Below are 13,094 nucleotides of genomic sequence, written 5' to 3' on the forward strand. Positions count from 1 at the left end.
GCCCGCCCGCGCCCGGTGCGCGGCCGGCCCCGGCCGCCCGCGCCGCTCACCCCAGGTCGGGGATCCGCCAGTCGATCGGCTCGTGGCCGTGGCGCGCGACCGCCTCGTTGATCTGGGTGAAGGGACGGGAGCCGAAGAACTTGCGGGCGGACAGGGGCGAGGGGTGGGCGCCCTTGACGACGGTGTGGCGGTCGGTGTCGATGAGCGGGAGCTTCTTCTGCGCGTAGGCGCCCCACAGCACGAACACCGCCGGGTCGGGCCGCTCGGCGACCGCGCGGATCACGGCGTCGGTGAACCGCTCCCAGCCCTTGCCCTTGTGGGAGTTGGGCTCGCCCTGGCGGACCGTGAGCACCGCGTTGAGCAGCAGCACGCCCTGCCGCGCCCACGGCATCAGGTAGCCGTTGTCCGGGACGGGCACGCCCAGCTCGTCGTGCAGCTCCTTGTAGATGTTGCGCAGCGACGGCGGGATGCGCACGCCGGGGCGCACGGAGAAGCACAGGCCGTGGCCCTGGCCGGGCCCGTGGTAGGGGTCCTGGCCGAGAATGAGCACCTTCACCTGCTCGTACGGCGTCGCCTCCAGCGCCGCGAAGACCTCCTCGCGCGGCGGGTAGACGGGACCCCTCGCCCGCTCCTCCTCGACGAACTCCATCAGCTCCTTGAAGTAGGGCTGCTGCAGCTCGTCGCCCAGAACCCCGCGCCAGGACTCGGGCAGCATGGCGATGTCGGTCACGTCAACGTCCTCACGGTGTGGTGTGCGGTCACTTGCCGGGTCCGGTGAGACCCCGGGTCCGCGGACCCAGGTCCCACAACCTAGCGGTGCCCACTGACAACGCCACCGACGGGCGGACGGCGGGAGGTCTACCAGCTGGTCTTGCGGTGCAGCTCCCACATCAGCATGATCGTCGACGGGTCGAGCGCCCGTTCCGCGCCGGAGATGTCCTCGCTGGCGGCCACGTACTGCTTGCCCTGCCACAGCGGCAGCAGCCGCGCGTCGTCGACCAGGACCTTCTGGGCCTCCTCGAACTCCTTGACCACCTCGGCGCGGTCGCTCTCGCGGCGCGAGCGGGGCAGCAGGTCGTCGGTGATGCGGGACGCGGGGTAGGGCGTGCCGAGCGCGTTCTGCCGGCCGACGAACGGGGCGATGAAGTTCTCGGCGTCGGGGAAGTCGGGGAACCAGCCGCGGCCGAACACCGGGTACTCGCCCTTCTGGTAGCCGCTGACGTACGTCTTCCACGGGCGGCTCTTGAGCGTGATCGTGAACAGTCCGGACGCCTCGAGCTGGCGCTTGAGCTCCTTGAACTCCTTGGCGGTCTCGGAGCCGTAGCGGTCGGAGGTGTACCAGAGGGTGAGCGGGACCTTCTGGGTGATGCCCGCAGCGGTGAGGATCTTGCGGGCCTTGGCGACGTCGGGGTCGCCGTACTGGTCGAAGAAGCCGGTGGTGTGACCGGTCAGGCCGGCCGGGACCATGGAGTACAGCGGCTCGACGGTGTCCTTGTAGACCTTGTGCGCGATCGCGGCCCGGTCGACGACCTGCGCGACCGCCCGGCGCACCGCCGGCTTGGCGGCCCAGGGGTCCTTGGGGTTGAACACCAGGTAGTTGATCTCGGTGCCGGTGCCCTCGATGAGCTGGAAGTCCTTGGAGTCGCTGCGCTGGAAGGAGACGATGTCGTCGGCGGTCAGGCCGCGGAAGGCGACGTCGATCTTCTTGGCGCGCAGCTCCCGCACCATGGGGCCGGAGTCCTGGTAGTAGCGGATCGTCACCGCCTTGTTGAGCGGCTTGGCGAGGCCCTTGTAGCGGTCGTTGGCGACCAGCACGGCCTCCTTGCCCTCCTGGTACGACTCGAGCCGGTAGGGGCCGGACCCGAGGACCTTGCCGTCCTTGCGCAGGGCGTCGGCCGGGTAGTCGTCGGGGTCGACGATCGACATGGCGGGCGTGGCCAGGACGAACGGGAAGGTGGCGTCCGGCTTGTTGAGGTGGAAGACCACCTCGCGCGAACCGACGGCCTGGACGCGCTCCAGGCTGCCGAGCAGACCGACCGGACCGCCGTTGACGTCGATCTTCCTGATGCGGTCGATGGAGTACTTCACCGCCTGCGCGTCGAGCTTGTGCCCGTCGGAGAAGGTCAGACCCGAACGCAGCTCGCAGCTGTACACCGTGTTGGAGCTGTCCGTGAAGCGGCAGCTCTCGGCGGCGTCGGGCTGCGGGGTGGTCGCGCCGTCGGGGTAGCTGAGCAGCGTCTGGTAGATGTTGCGGAACAGCTCCCAGGACTGGTCCCACGAGGCCGCCGGGTCCAGGGTGCTGGGGGCGCTGGTCGTCCCCACGACGATCGGTCCCTTGTCGTCGGCGCCACCGCCGGACAGAACACCGCACCCGGCCACCAAGGACATGGAAGCGATCGCCACCACGTGACGCAGGCATCGGCTCCGGTTGAACACGCGTACGCTCCTCGATCTGCCATACCAAGGGTCGGCAGACCATACCGCAGGGAACCGCACACCGGACCGGGTCCGCAAGAGGCCTGTGATGCAGTTGTTTCCTGACTACGTTGTCAAACGGCTGTACGTCCGCCGCGCCCCGGCCCGGACGCCGTTTCCGTCCACAAAACGCCTCAGGAGGCATACGGGGAGGGAACGGCGTCCGGACCGGCGGCGGGACGGGCTCCGGCGTCAGCCCACGCCGGCGTTGAGGAAGATACCGCCGTCGACGACGAGCGTCTGCCCGGTGATCCAGGCGGACTGGTCGGAGGTGAGGAACGCGGCGGCGCCGCCGATGTCGGAGGGCACGCCGAGCCGGCCCAGCGGGTAGGCCGCGGCGGCCTCCGCCTCCCGGCCCTCGTAGAGCGCCTGCGCGAACTGGGTCTTGACCACGGCCGGGGCGATCGCGTTGACCCGCACCCCGGGCGCGAACTCGTGCGCGAGCTGCTGCGTCAGGTTGATCATCGCGGCCTTGCTGACGCCGTAGGCGCCGATGAACGGCGAGGCGGACAGGCCCGCGACCGAGGCGATGTTGACGATCGCGCCGCCGTTGTCCTTCTGCCAGGCGTGCCAGGTCCGCTGCGCGAAGCCGAGTGCCGATATCACGTTGGTCTCGAACACCTTGCGCGCCACGCCCAGGTCGAGGTCGGCGATCGGCCCGAACACCGGGTTGGTTCCGGCGTTGTTGACCAGGTAGTCGACGCGGCCGAAGGCCTCCATGGTGCGTTCGACGGCGGCGGCCTGGTGGGCCTCGTCGTGGGCCTTGCCGGCGACGCCGATGACGCGGTCGGCGCCGAGCTTGTCCACGGCCTCCTTCAGGGCGTCCTCGTTGCGGCCGGTGATGCAGACGCGGTCGCCGCGGGCGACGAGGGCCTCGGCGATGCCGTAGCCGATGCCGCGGCTGGCGCCCGTGACGAGGGCGACCTTGCCGGAGAGTTCAGTCATGTCCGTGTTCCTTAGTCGAGCGGTCCGCCGGCGACGTACAGCACCTGGCCGGAGACGAAGCCGGCCGCCTCGCCGGTGAAGAAGGCGATGGCGTTGGCGATGTCGTCCGGCTCACCGACGCGCTGCACGGGGATCTGGCTCGCGGCGGCGGCCTTGAAGTCCTCGAAGCCCATGCCGACGCGCTCGGCGGTGGTCTTGGTCATGTCGGTGACGATGAAGCCGGGGGCGACGGCGTTGGCGGTGATGCCGAACTTGCCGAGCTCCTTGGCGAGGGTCTTGGTGAAGCCCTGCAGGCCGGCCTTGGCGGCGGAGTAGTTGGCCTGCCCGCGGTTGCCGAGCGCTGACGAGGAGGAGAGGTTGACGATCCGGCCCCACTGGGCGTCGACCATGTGCTTCTGGCAGGCCCGGGACATCAGGAAGGCGCCGCGCAGGTGCACGTTCATGACGGTGTCCCAGTCGGAGACGCTCATCTTGAACAGCAGGTTGTCGCGCAGCACGCCCGCGTTGTTGACGAGGATCACGGGCGCGCCCAGCTCCTGGGCGACGCGCGCGACGGCCGCCTCGACCTGTGCCTCGTCGGAGACGTCGCAGCCGACCGCGATCGCCCGGCCGCCGGCGGCGGTGATCTTCTCCACGGTCTCCTTGCACGCGGCCTCGTCGAGGTCGATCACGGCGACGGCACGGCCCTCGGCGGCCAGGCGTACGGCGGTGGCGGCGCCGATGCCGCGCGCGGCACCGGTGACGACGGCGACCCGCTGCTCAGTGGTGGACATGGCTGCTTCTCCTCGCCCTTGGGGGATGCGGCTCGAGCGGTCCGCCCTTCGGTGAGCGACCGCTTAGTACCTTCAGCAGACGTGACGCTAGAAGCCCTGGCACCCGGTGTCAACGGCATCCCGGGCGCGTGTGATCCATCCGTCCCGGCGCGCCGGGCGTCATCGGACCAGCAGGTCGAGCAGCCGTTCGGCCTCGGCCTCCGGATCGGCGGTGAGACCGGTGTGCACCGGGCCGGGCTGGACGACGGTCGAGCGCGGGGCGACCAGCCAGCGGAACCGCCGCCCGGCCGCGTCGCGCGCCGCCTGCCCGGCAGCCGCGCCGCCCTCGCACACCCCCTCGGCGGCGCGCAGCGCGGCCCGGATTCCGGCCACGTCGGCGTCCGGGTCGAGGGCGCGCAGCCGGGCCTCGTCGAGGTGGGTGCGGGCGGTGACGAAGTCCTTGGCGCGGCAGTAGACGAGCACGCCGGCGTTGAGGCACTCGCCGCGCTCGATGCGCGGCACCACCCGCAGCAGGGCGTACTCGAAGACGTGGCGGTCGGCCACGGGGCCTCCTCCGTCGGTCACGGGGCCTGTTCGGTCGCTCACGGAGCCTCCTCGTTCGCTCACGGGGCTCCTCGCTCGCTCACGGGGCCTCGTCGAGGCCGGTGACGCGCTCGTGGACGCCGGCGGCCCGGGCCAGCAGCGGCCGGGCGTGGGCGGCACGCACGGCGTCCGGGGAGCCGAAGCCCGGCTCGTCCTCCAGCCAGGCGTCCGGGATCGCGGCGGTCACCTCGGCGAGCAGGTCCTCGGTGATCCGGGGCGCCAGGTCGGCGGCGGCCGCGCGGACGTCCGGCGCGAAGCGGGCCAGGGCGTGGTCGGAGGCGTCGTAGGGGCGGGCGGCGAAGGCGTCGGCGCCGCGCCAGTCGTGGTGCCAGATCAGGGTCGCGCCGTGGTCGATCAGCCACAGCTCGCCGTCGCGCACCAGCAGGTTGGGGTTGCGCCAGGAGCGGTCGACGTTGTGCACCAGCGCGTCGAACCAGACGATCCGTCCGGCCTCCTCGGAATCGACGGGGAAGGCCAGCGGGTCGAAGCCGAGCGCGCCGGAGAGGAAGCCGACGCCGAGGTTGGTGCCGCCGCTGGACCTCAGCAGCTGCTGCACCTCCTCGTCGGGTTCGCCGAGCCCGAGCACCGGGTCCAGGGCGACCGTCACCAGCCCGGGCACCCGCAGGCCGAGCCGCCGGGCCAGCTCCCCGCACAGGACCTCGGCGACCAGGGTGCGGCGGCCCTGCCCGGCGCCGGTGAACTTCACCACGTACAGCCCGTGGTCGTCGGCCTCCACGAGTCCCGGCAGCGAACCGCCCTCCCGCAGCGGGGCGACGTAGCGGGTGGCGATGACTTCCTTCAGCACCGCCCCAGGTTACTGGGGCGGAACCCGCGCCCCGACGGTCCCGGCCGGTGCGGGCGGGACTCCGGGGCCGCTTTTCACCCGTCCTTCACCCACCCCCGTGAACTTTCAAGTTTCTTTACGCCCGCCTGATCCCGCGCCCGCCAGGATCCCGGCACCGGCCGAAGGGCCGGTGCACGTGAACGGCCGGTGCGCGCGCGCCGTACCTTTGGGCAGATCACGCAGTCCCGCGGAAGGAACGTCGGCATCATGTCCAGCGAATCGCTTCAGCCCACCGGAGCACCGTCCCGGCGCACCGTCATCGCGGCGGCCGGCGCAGCGGGCCTCGGCGTCGCACTGACCGCCTGCGGGTCGGAGGACGGCTCGTCGTCGTCCGGCTCCGGCGGCAACTCGGCCGGCGGCACCGTGCTGGCCAAGACTTCGGAGATCCCCGAGGGCGGCGGCAAGATCTTCAAGGACCGGGCCGTGGTGGTCACCCAGCCGTCCTCCGGCCAGTTCAAGGCCTTCTCGGCCAAGTGCACGCACCAGGGGTGCCTCGTGGGGAGCGTCGCGAACGGAGTGATCCACTGCCCGTGCCACAACAGCGAGTTCTCCGTCGAGGACGGCAGTGTGAAGCAGGGTCCCGCCACCCAGCCGCTGCCCGCCCAGAAGATCAACGTCAAGGGGGACTCGATCGAACTGGCCTGACCCGCGCACCCCTGCCGCCCGCGTCCCGCCGCCCGCCCGCCGCAGCCGCGCCCGTCGGGCGGGCGGCGGGACGCGGGCGGCGGCCGGGCCGCTCCCGGGCCGCTCCCGGGCCGCCCCCGGGGCGGACGCGGCGGCCGGGACCGTACGGCGGCCCGTTCTTCACCTGGCCCGTCCTTCACCTGACCCATTCTTCGTCTGACGTGATGCCAGAGGCTCAGGGAACCCCTCTGGCACGACGTGGGAGGAAGAAGGGGGGCGCATGACCGCCACGCAGCGCCGGGGCCGCAGGATCATGATGACGCCGGGGGAACTGGACGCGTTCCTGACCAGCCAGCGCACCTGCCGGGTCGCCACCGTGTCGGCCGACGGGTCCCCGCACGTGAGCGCCCTGTGGTTCGTGTGGGACGGCACGTCCCTGTGGCTGTACTCCGTCGTGCGCAGCAAGCGCTGGGCCGACCTGCGCCGCGACCCGCGGGTGGCGGTCGTCGTCGACACCGGCGAGGAGTACGAGCAGCTGCGCGGCGTCGAGCTGTCCGGCACCGTCGACTTCGTGGGCGAGGTCCCGCGCACCGGCGAACTGCACGCCGAACTCGACCTGCCCGAGACCCTGTTCGCCCGCAAGTACTTCGGCCTGGAGGAGATGGTGCACGACGGCCGCCACGCGTGGCTGCGTCTGACCCCGCGCAAGACGGTGTCCTGGGACTTCCGCAAGCTGGGGTCGTCCTAAGGGCTGTCGTTTGGATCACGCCGCGGGCGCCGGCCGGGCCGCGGCGGCCGGGCGCGGACGCCGGCCGTCACCGGTCCCCCGGCGCCTCGGCGGCCTCGCGCAGTGCCGTCACCGCGGCGCGGATGGACGGGCGGCGGTCGGCGTCGGTGCGCCACACGGCGTAGACGTGGCGGCGGACGGCGGGGCGCACGGGGAGGGTGCGGATGCCGGGCGGGACGGGGCCGCGGCCCAGGCGCGGGGCCACGCAGACCCCCAGTCCGGCGGCGACGAGGGCGAGTTGGGTGTGGTGCTCCTCGGCCCGGTGGGCGATGCGGGGCTCGATGCCCTTGGCGCGCAGCGTGTACAGGAGCCACTCGTGGCAGAACTCGCTCTCGCCCCAGGTGACCCAGTCCTCCTCCGCCAGGTCCTCCAGGTCGATCTCGTCCCGGTCGGCGAGCGGGTGTCCCTCCGGCACGGCGATCTCCGCCGGGTCGTCGAGCAGCGCGGCCTTGGCGAGTCCGTCCGGCACGGGCAGCGGCTTGTTGTACCAGTCGAGGACGACGGCGAGGTCGAAGTCGCCGCGCAGCACGGCGTACACCGCCTCCTCCGGCTCCAGCTCGCGGGAGCGCACCCGCAGGGCGGGGTGCCGGGTCCGCAGGGCGCTCAGCGCGGTGGGGAACAGTCCGCGCGCGGCGGTGGGGAACGCGGCCAGCCGCAGCTCCCCGACCACCTGTCCGCGGTGCGCCTCCAGGTCGGCCTGGGCGAGCTCGACCTGGGCCAGGATGCGCGCCGCGTGCTCGGCCAGGAGCCGCCCGGCGTCGGTGAGCCGCACGCCGCGGCCGTTCCTGGCGAGGAGCTGCTGGCCCACCTCCCGCTCCAGCTTGGCCATCTGCTGGGAGACGGCCGACGTCGTCACGTGCAGCCCCTCGGCGGCGCCGCTGACCGAGCCGTGGCGGGCGAGGGCGTCAAGGGTCCGCAGGCGCTCCAGGTTCAACATGTAAGCAATACTACGAGATACCTGGTTCTTATTCTCGATTGTGCTACGACGTGGCGCACGGCATCGTGACCTCATGAGCACCGTCACCCCTGCCTCCCGCACCCGGCCCGAGCCCGTCGGCACCGCCCGCCCGCACGCCCGCACCGACTGGCGGATCCGGCTCGGCGCACTGGCCCTGATCTGGGGCTTCAGCTTCCTGTTCATCAAGGTCGGCACGCGGGGCTACGCCCCCTTCCAGGTCACGTTCGGCCGGCTGCTGTTCGGCACGGCGGTGCTCGCGGTCGCGCTGGCGGCGAAGCGGGACCGGCTGCCGCGCGGGCTGCGCACCTGGGGGCATCTGGCGGTGGCCGGCATGCTGCTCAACGCCCTGCCGTTCTCGCTGTTCGCGTTCGCCGAGCTGACGATCCCGTCGACGCTCGCGGGCATCTGCAACGCCACCTCGCCGCTGTGGGGCATGGCCCTGTCGCTGGTCGCGCTCTCCGAGGACCGCCCCACCCGGCTGCGGGTGGCCGGTCTCGGCCTGGGCTTCCTCGGCGTGCTGACGGTGCTCGGCGTCTGGCAGGGCTTCCACGGCCTGGACGCCACCGGCACGGGCCTGGCCCTGGCCGCCTCGCTGAGCTACCCCGTCGGCTGGATCTACGTCCGCCGCACCCTGGCCGGCTCCCCCTACTCCCACCTGTCCCTGACGGGCGGCCAGTTGCTCCTCGCCACCGTGCAACTCGCCGTCGCCATGGTGCTGTTCACCGGCCTGCCGACCCACGTCGCCGCGCTGCCCCTGCTGGCGGTCGCCGCCCTGGGCGCCCTCGGCACCGGCGTCGCGATGCTCGTGCAGTACGGTCTCGTCGCCGAGGTCGGCCCGACCACCGCCCAGATGGTCACGTACTTCGTCCCGGTCGTCGCCACGGCCGCCGGCGTCGTCCTGCTGGACGAGCGGCTGACCTGGTCCACCCCCGTCGGCGCGGTGATCGTCCTGGCCGGGGCGGCCCTGACGCAGGCGCGGCCCGCACCGGCCGCGGAGCGGGGCCGGGCCTGAGCCGACGGAGCGGGGCCGGGCCTGAGCCGGCCCGGCGGGGGACGCCTCCGGCCGCTCCCCCTCCCCCGCCCACCGCCGCCCCTACACGTACGCCCGTACCGGCCCCGCCCCGAGCGCGGCGGCGATCGCGTCCGCCAGCTCCCCGGCCTCATCGGCCCGCAGCGACGAGACGGTGACGCGGATGCCCGGCGGCGCCCCGATCCGGAAGCGGGCGCCCGGGGCGACCGCCCAGCCGGCGTGGAGCAGCCGGGCCACGACCCCGGTCTCGTCCGGCACCGGCACCCACACGTTCATTCCGCTGCGCCCGTGCGCGGCCACCCCGCGCCGGGCCAGTTCCGCGACGAGCGCGTCGCGGCGCTCGCCGTACGACGCCGCCACCGCCCGCGGGTCGACCGCGCCGTCCCGCCACAGCCGCACCAGGGCGCGCTGCAGCACCCGGCTCACCCAGCCGGGCCCGAGCCGCTGCCGGCCGCGGACGCGGTCGACGGTGACGGGGTCGCCGGTCAGGACAGCGAGGCGCAGGTCGGGGCCGTAGGCCTTGGCGGCGGAGCGGACGAAGGCCCAGTGCCGGGTGACGCCGGCCAGGGGGTGCAGGGGGACGTCGACTATGCCGTGGCCGTGGTCGTCCTCGACGAGCAGGGTCTCCGGGTGCTCCCGCAGGACCGCCCGAAGGGCCCGCGCACGCGGCGCGCTCAGCGCGGCGCCGGTCGGGTTCTGGGCCCGGTCGGTGACGATCAGGGCGCGGGCGCCGGAGCGCAGGGCGCGCCGGACGTCGTCGGGGAGCGGGCCGTCGTCGTCGACGCCGACGGGGGCGGCGCGCAGGCCGAGGGCGGGGACCAGGTCGAAGACGCGGCCCCAGCCGGGGTCCTCCACGGCGACGGTGTCCCCGGGGCGGAGGTGGGCGGCGAGGACGCGTTCGACGCCGTCGAGCGCGCCGGAGACGACGGCGAGCGGGCCGTCGGGCACGCCGTCGGCGTCGAATCCGGCCCGCGCCAGGCGCGCCAGTTCCGGCTCCACGGGCTCGTCGCCGTACAGCACGGGTGCGCCGTCGCGCTCGGCGGCCGCCACGGCGCACGCGGGCGCCAGCGGCGGCAGCAGCGCCGGATCGGGGTTGCCGTCGGCGAGGTCGCGCACGCCGTCCGGCACCTCGACGCGGATGCGGTCGCGTCCCGTCGTGGCCGGCGCGGGCCGCACCCGGCTGCCCCGCCGCCCGGCGGTCTCGATCACCCCGCGGTCGCGCAAGATGCGGTACGCGGCGGCCACGGTGTTCGGATTGACCCCCAGGCGCGCCGCCAACTCCCGCTGCGGAGGCAGCAGTTGGCCGGGCTCCAGGTCCCCGGAGCCCACCGCGCGCTCGACGCTGGCGGCGATCTCGGCTGCGCCACGCCCCTCGATCGGATATTCTCCTAGCACAAACCCGATTATGCACTAGTGCAATAGCGGACGCCATTCGGCCCGCCACCCGACCCGTCCCGGCCCACCACCGGCCCGTCACCGACACGCCACCGATCCATCACCGACCCATCACCGACCCATCACTGACCCGCCACCGGCTCACCCCCGGACGTCCCGAGGAGCGCCATGCAAGACACCCAGCGGACACTGGCACCGACCGCCGCCTACACCCCCACCGACCGCACGGTCCCCACCCGCTCCGCGCAGAGGGCGTCGTACGACAAGGAGGTCGTGCACGCGATACTCGACGAGGGCCGCGTCTGCCATCTCGGCTTCGTGCGCGACGGCGCCCCGGTGGTGCTGCCCACGCTGTACGGCCGGGTGGGCGAGCGGCTCTACGTGCACGGCTCCACCGGCTCGCGTCCGCTGCGGATGGCGGGCCAGGCCGGCCCGGGGCTGCCGGTGTGCCTGACCGTCACCCTGGTCGACGGCCTGGTGCTGGCCCGCTCGGCGTTCCACCACTCGGTCAACTACCGCTCCGTCGTGGTGCACGGCGTCGCCCGCCAGGTCACCGACCCCGAGGAGAAGCGGGCCGCCCTGGACGCGCTGGTCGACCACGTGGTGCCGGGCCGGGCGGCCGACGCGCGCCCCGCCAACGCCAAGGAGCTGGCCGCGACCGCCGTGCTCCGCCTCGACCTCGCCGAGGTCTCCGCCAAGATCCGCACCGGCGGCGCGAACGACGAGCCCGAGGACCTGTCCCTCCCCCACTGGGCCGGCGTCCTCCCGCTGCGCCGGGGCTACGACACCCCGCTGCCCAACCACGATCTCGCCCCCGGCATCGAACTCCCCGGCTACCTGGCGGAGTTGTGATGCTGATCCACCCCTGGGACGCCCCCCGCGACGACGCCGAGTGGCAACACTGGCTGGCCGGGCGCACCTTCGGCCAGCTCGCCGTCAACGGCCCGCCCGGCGAACCGCCGTTCGTGCAGCCGCTGCACTTCGCCTACGACGCCGAGCGCGGCGAGGCCGTCACCCACCTCGCCCGCCCCAACCCGCTGTGGCCCGCGCTGGAGGCGGCTCCCGAGGTGCTGCTGAGCGTGGTCGACGACTACGTCTACGTCCCCGGCCCCTGGCAGGCCGCCCCGGACGTCCCGCCCGAACACGGCGTACCGACCAGCTTCTACGCGGCCGTCCAACTCCGCTGCACCGCAAGTGTCGTGGACGACCCGGCGGAGAAGGCCGCCCTGCTCAACCGGCAACTGGCCCGGCTCCAGCCGGAGGGCGGTTACGCCCCGGCCGCCGCCGGCCGGGCACCGTACGGCCGCATGCTGCCGGGCATCCGCGGGCTGCGGCTGGAAGTGACCGGCGTCCGGGCGAAGTTCAAGTACGCCGGTAAGAAACCCGCCGCGGTCCAGGACCGCATCGCCGCCGGCCTGGCGGCACGCGGCGGCCCGGGCGACGCGGCGGCCCGCGCCCATCTGCTGCGCCGCCGCGCGGGGCGGCACGGCCGGACCCCGGCACCGGCGACCCGGTTGCCGACTCCCCCGCTCCCGCGCCGCCCCGACACCCGGGCACCCCGGTGTCCGGGCGGGCCTGTGCCCGGGCGGGCCGGTGTCCGGGCGGGCCGGGCCGCCGCGCTCGGCGGCTTCCCGGCCGCCCGGAACCCCGTCCCGCCGTCCGTCCCTCACACCGGCACTGTCTCCTCCTCCCCCACCTCCCCCACCTCCCCCACGGCCGCCCGCGCGCCCCGGGCCTCCGCGGCCGCCAGGCCCGTGACCGACCCGAGCAGCAGTGCCGTACCGGTGAGCGTGGCCGCGGTGAGCCGCTCGCCGAGCACGGTCACGGCCAGGACGGCGGCGGTCACCGGCTCCAGCAGCATCACCACCGACACGGTGGCCGACCGCACGACGGCCGCGCCCGCGAAGTACAGGGCGTAGGCGAGGGCCGTGGGCACCGCGGCGATGTAGCCGATCAGCAGCGCAACGTGCCAGGGCGCGGCCGTGTGCGGCACCAGCCCCTCCACGCAGGCGAACGGCAGCAGGCAGAGGCTGGTGACCGCGAACGCCCCCGCGGTCGTGCCGGAGGCGTCCGTGGTGCCGTCCCGGCCCCAGCGGCGGGTGAGCAGGGTCATGGCGCCGTAGCCGGCCGCCGAGGCCAGCGCGAGCAGCACGCCCCGGAGGCGGACGGTGGCGCCCCCGTCGCCGAGGACGAGCACCGCCAGTCCGGTGAGGGCTCCGGCGACGGCCGCCGCGCCGGGGCGGCCCAGCCGCTCCCCGAGCAGCAGGCGCGCGCCGAGGGCGATGAGGACGGGTCCGGCGCCGAGGGTCACGACGGTGGCCACGGCGAGCCCGGTGGCCGAGACCGCGGCGAAGTAGGCGGTCTGGAACACCGCGAGCCCGAGGCCGGTGGCGACGGCGTGCCGCACCCGGCGTGCCAGCGGCGCGCGGGCCGACCGGGCGCGCGGGCGCGGCAGCCGGCCGACGAGCAGCAGCGCGAGCCCGGCGGCGCAGCGCCAGAAGGACAGGGCGACGGGCCCGAGGTCGCTGGAGCGGTCGATCAGGGAGGCGGCGGCGCCCGCGGTGCCCCAGGCGGCGCCGGCGACGATCAGGTAGAGCAGGCCTCGCCCGACGGGCAGGCCGGAAGCAGCGTGTGACACGGTTCGTTCTCCGCAAGGACGCATCCCGCCGGATGCGCAGACG

13 protein-coding genes and 1 pseudogene are annotated in these 13,094 nt (G+C 74.1%); 5 read left to right on the top strand and 9 right to left on the bottom strand.

Annotated features, from left to right (window positions below; genetic code table 11):
* Nucleotides 1-46: 46 nt before the first annotated feature.
* The 6 genes from ung to IE225_RS30460 all read right to left on the bottom strand — a co-directional run bounded on the left by ung (nt 47) and on the right by IE225_RS30460 (nt 5,580).
* The gene (gene ung / locus IE225_RS30435) at nt 47-730 is read right to left on the bottom strand and encodes a uracil-DNA glycosylase (protein ID WP_190060880.1); all 684 of its coding nucleotides are present in this window, start codon (nt 728-730) and stop codon (nt 47-49) included.
* A 128-nt stretch (nt 731-858) separates the two neighbouring features.
* Nucleotides 859-2,436, bottom strand: coding sequence for an ABC transporter substrate-binding protein (locus tag IE225_RS30440; protein WP_190060881.1), 1,578 nt, complete (start codon nt 2,434-2,436; stop codon nt 859-861).
* Between the two features lie 231 nt (nt 2,437-2,667).
* Nucleotides 2,668-3,420: an SDR family oxidoreductase gene (locus IE225_RS30445; protein ID WP_190060882.1), complete on the bottom strand. Its 753-nt coding sequence runs from the start codon at nt 3,418-3,420 to the stop codon at nt 2,668-2,670.
* An 11-nt stretch (nt 3,421-3,431) separates the two neighbouring features.
* Entirely contained in the window at nt 3,432-4,193 is a 762-nt protein-coding gene (fabG, locus tag IE225_RS30450; protein WP_190060883.1) for a 3-oxoacyl-ACP reductase FabG, read from the bottom strand.
* A 159-nt stretch (nt 4,194-4,352) separates the two neighbouring features.
* On the bottom strand, nt 4,353-4,736 hold the full coding sequence (locus IE225_RS30455) for a DUF3037 domain-containing protein (protein ID WP_190060884.1): 384 nt from the start codon (nt 4,734-4,736) through the stop codon (nt 4,353-4,355).
* 79 nt (nt 4,737-4,815) lie between these two features.
* Nucleotides 4,816-5,580, bottom strand: a complete 765-nt coding sequence (locus IE225_RS30460) for a HipA family kinase (RefSeq protein ID WP_190060885.1) — start codon at nt 5,578-5,580, stop codon at nt 4,816-4,818.
* 246 nt (nt 5,581-5,826) lie between these two features.
* Here IE225_RS30460 and IE225_RS30465 point away from each other — a divergent pair, with 246 nt between their 5' ends.
* Together IE225_RS30465 and IE225_RS30470 are read left to right on the top strand one after the other, a co-directional pair.
* Nucleotides 5,827-6,264: a Rieske (2Fe-2S) protein gene (locus IE225_RS30465; protein WP_190060886.1), complete on the top strand. Its 438-nt coding sequence runs from the start codon at nt 5,827-5,829 to the stop codon at nt 6,262-6,264.
* A gap of 259 nt (nt 6,265-6,523) precedes the next feature.
* Entirely contained in the window at nt 6,524-6,991 is a 468-nt protein-coding gene (locus IE225_RS30470) for a pyridoxamine 5'-phosphate oxidase family protein (protein ID WP_190060887.1), read from the top strand.
* Between the two features lie 67 nt (nt 6,992-7,058).
* On the opposite strand, the gene IE225_RS30475 is transcribed toward IE225_RS30470, so the two are convergent.
* A complete protein-coding gene (locus IE225_RS30475; RefSeq protein ID WP_190060888.1) occupies nt 7,059-7,967 on the bottom strand; it encodes a LysR family transcriptional regulator in 909 nt (302 codons plus the stop codon).
* Between the two features lie 73 nt (nt 7,968-8,040).
* Between IE225_RS30475 and IE225_RS30480 the strand changes: the two genes are divergently transcribed.
* Nucleotides 8,041-9,000 carry a DMT family transporter gene (locus tag IE225_RS30480; protein WP_190060889.1) on the top strand — a complete coding sequence of 320 codons (960 nt, stop codon included), beginning with the start codon at nt 8,041-8,043 and terminating at the stop codon, nt 8,998-9,000.
* Nucleotides 9,001-9,081: 81 nt separating this feature from the next.
* Here IE225_RS30480 and IE225_RS30485 read toward each other — a convergent pair whose 3' ends face one another.
* Nucleotides 9,082-10,413 (bottom strand): aminotransferase class I/II-fold pyridoxal phosphate-dependent enzyme, encoded by a 1,332-nt coding sequence (locus tag IE225_RS30485; RefSeq protein ID WP_190060890.1) that lies wholly within the window; start codon nt 10,411-10,413, stop codon nt 9,082-9,084.
* Nucleotides 10,414-10,581: 168 nt separating this feature from the next.
* Between IE225_RS30485 and IE225_RS30490 the strand changes: the two genes are divergently transcribed.
* Nucleotides 10,582-11,265, top strand: coding sequence for a pyridoxamine 5'-phosphate oxidase family protein (locus tag IE225_RS30490; RefSeq protein WP_190060891.1), 684 nt, complete (start codon nt 10,582-10,584; stop codon nt 11,263-11,265).
* Nucleotides 11,265-11,888, top strand: a pseudogene (locus IE225_RS30495) (FMN-binding negative transcriptional regulator); the annotation flags it as partial. The gene IE225_RS30490 and the pseudogene IE225_RS30495, both read left to right, overlap by 1 nt.
* A gap of 191 nt (nt 11,889-12,079) precedes the next feature.
* On the opposite strand, the gene IE225_RS30500 reads toward IE225_RS30495, so the two are convergent.
* Nucleotides 12,080-13,051 carry a DMT family transporter gene (locus IE225_RS30500; RefSeq protein WP_190060892.1) on the bottom strand — a complete coding sequence of 324 codons (972 nt, stop codon included), beginning with the start codon at nt 13,049-13,051 and terminating at the stop codon, nt 12,080-12,082.
* Nucleotides 13,052-13,094 lie beyond the last annotated feature (43 nt).

Source organism: Streptomyces echinoruber (assembly GCF_014651135.1).
Classification (GTDB): Bacteria; Actinomycetota; Actinomycetes; order Streptomycetales; family Streptomycetaceae; genus Streptomyces; species Streptomyces echinoruber.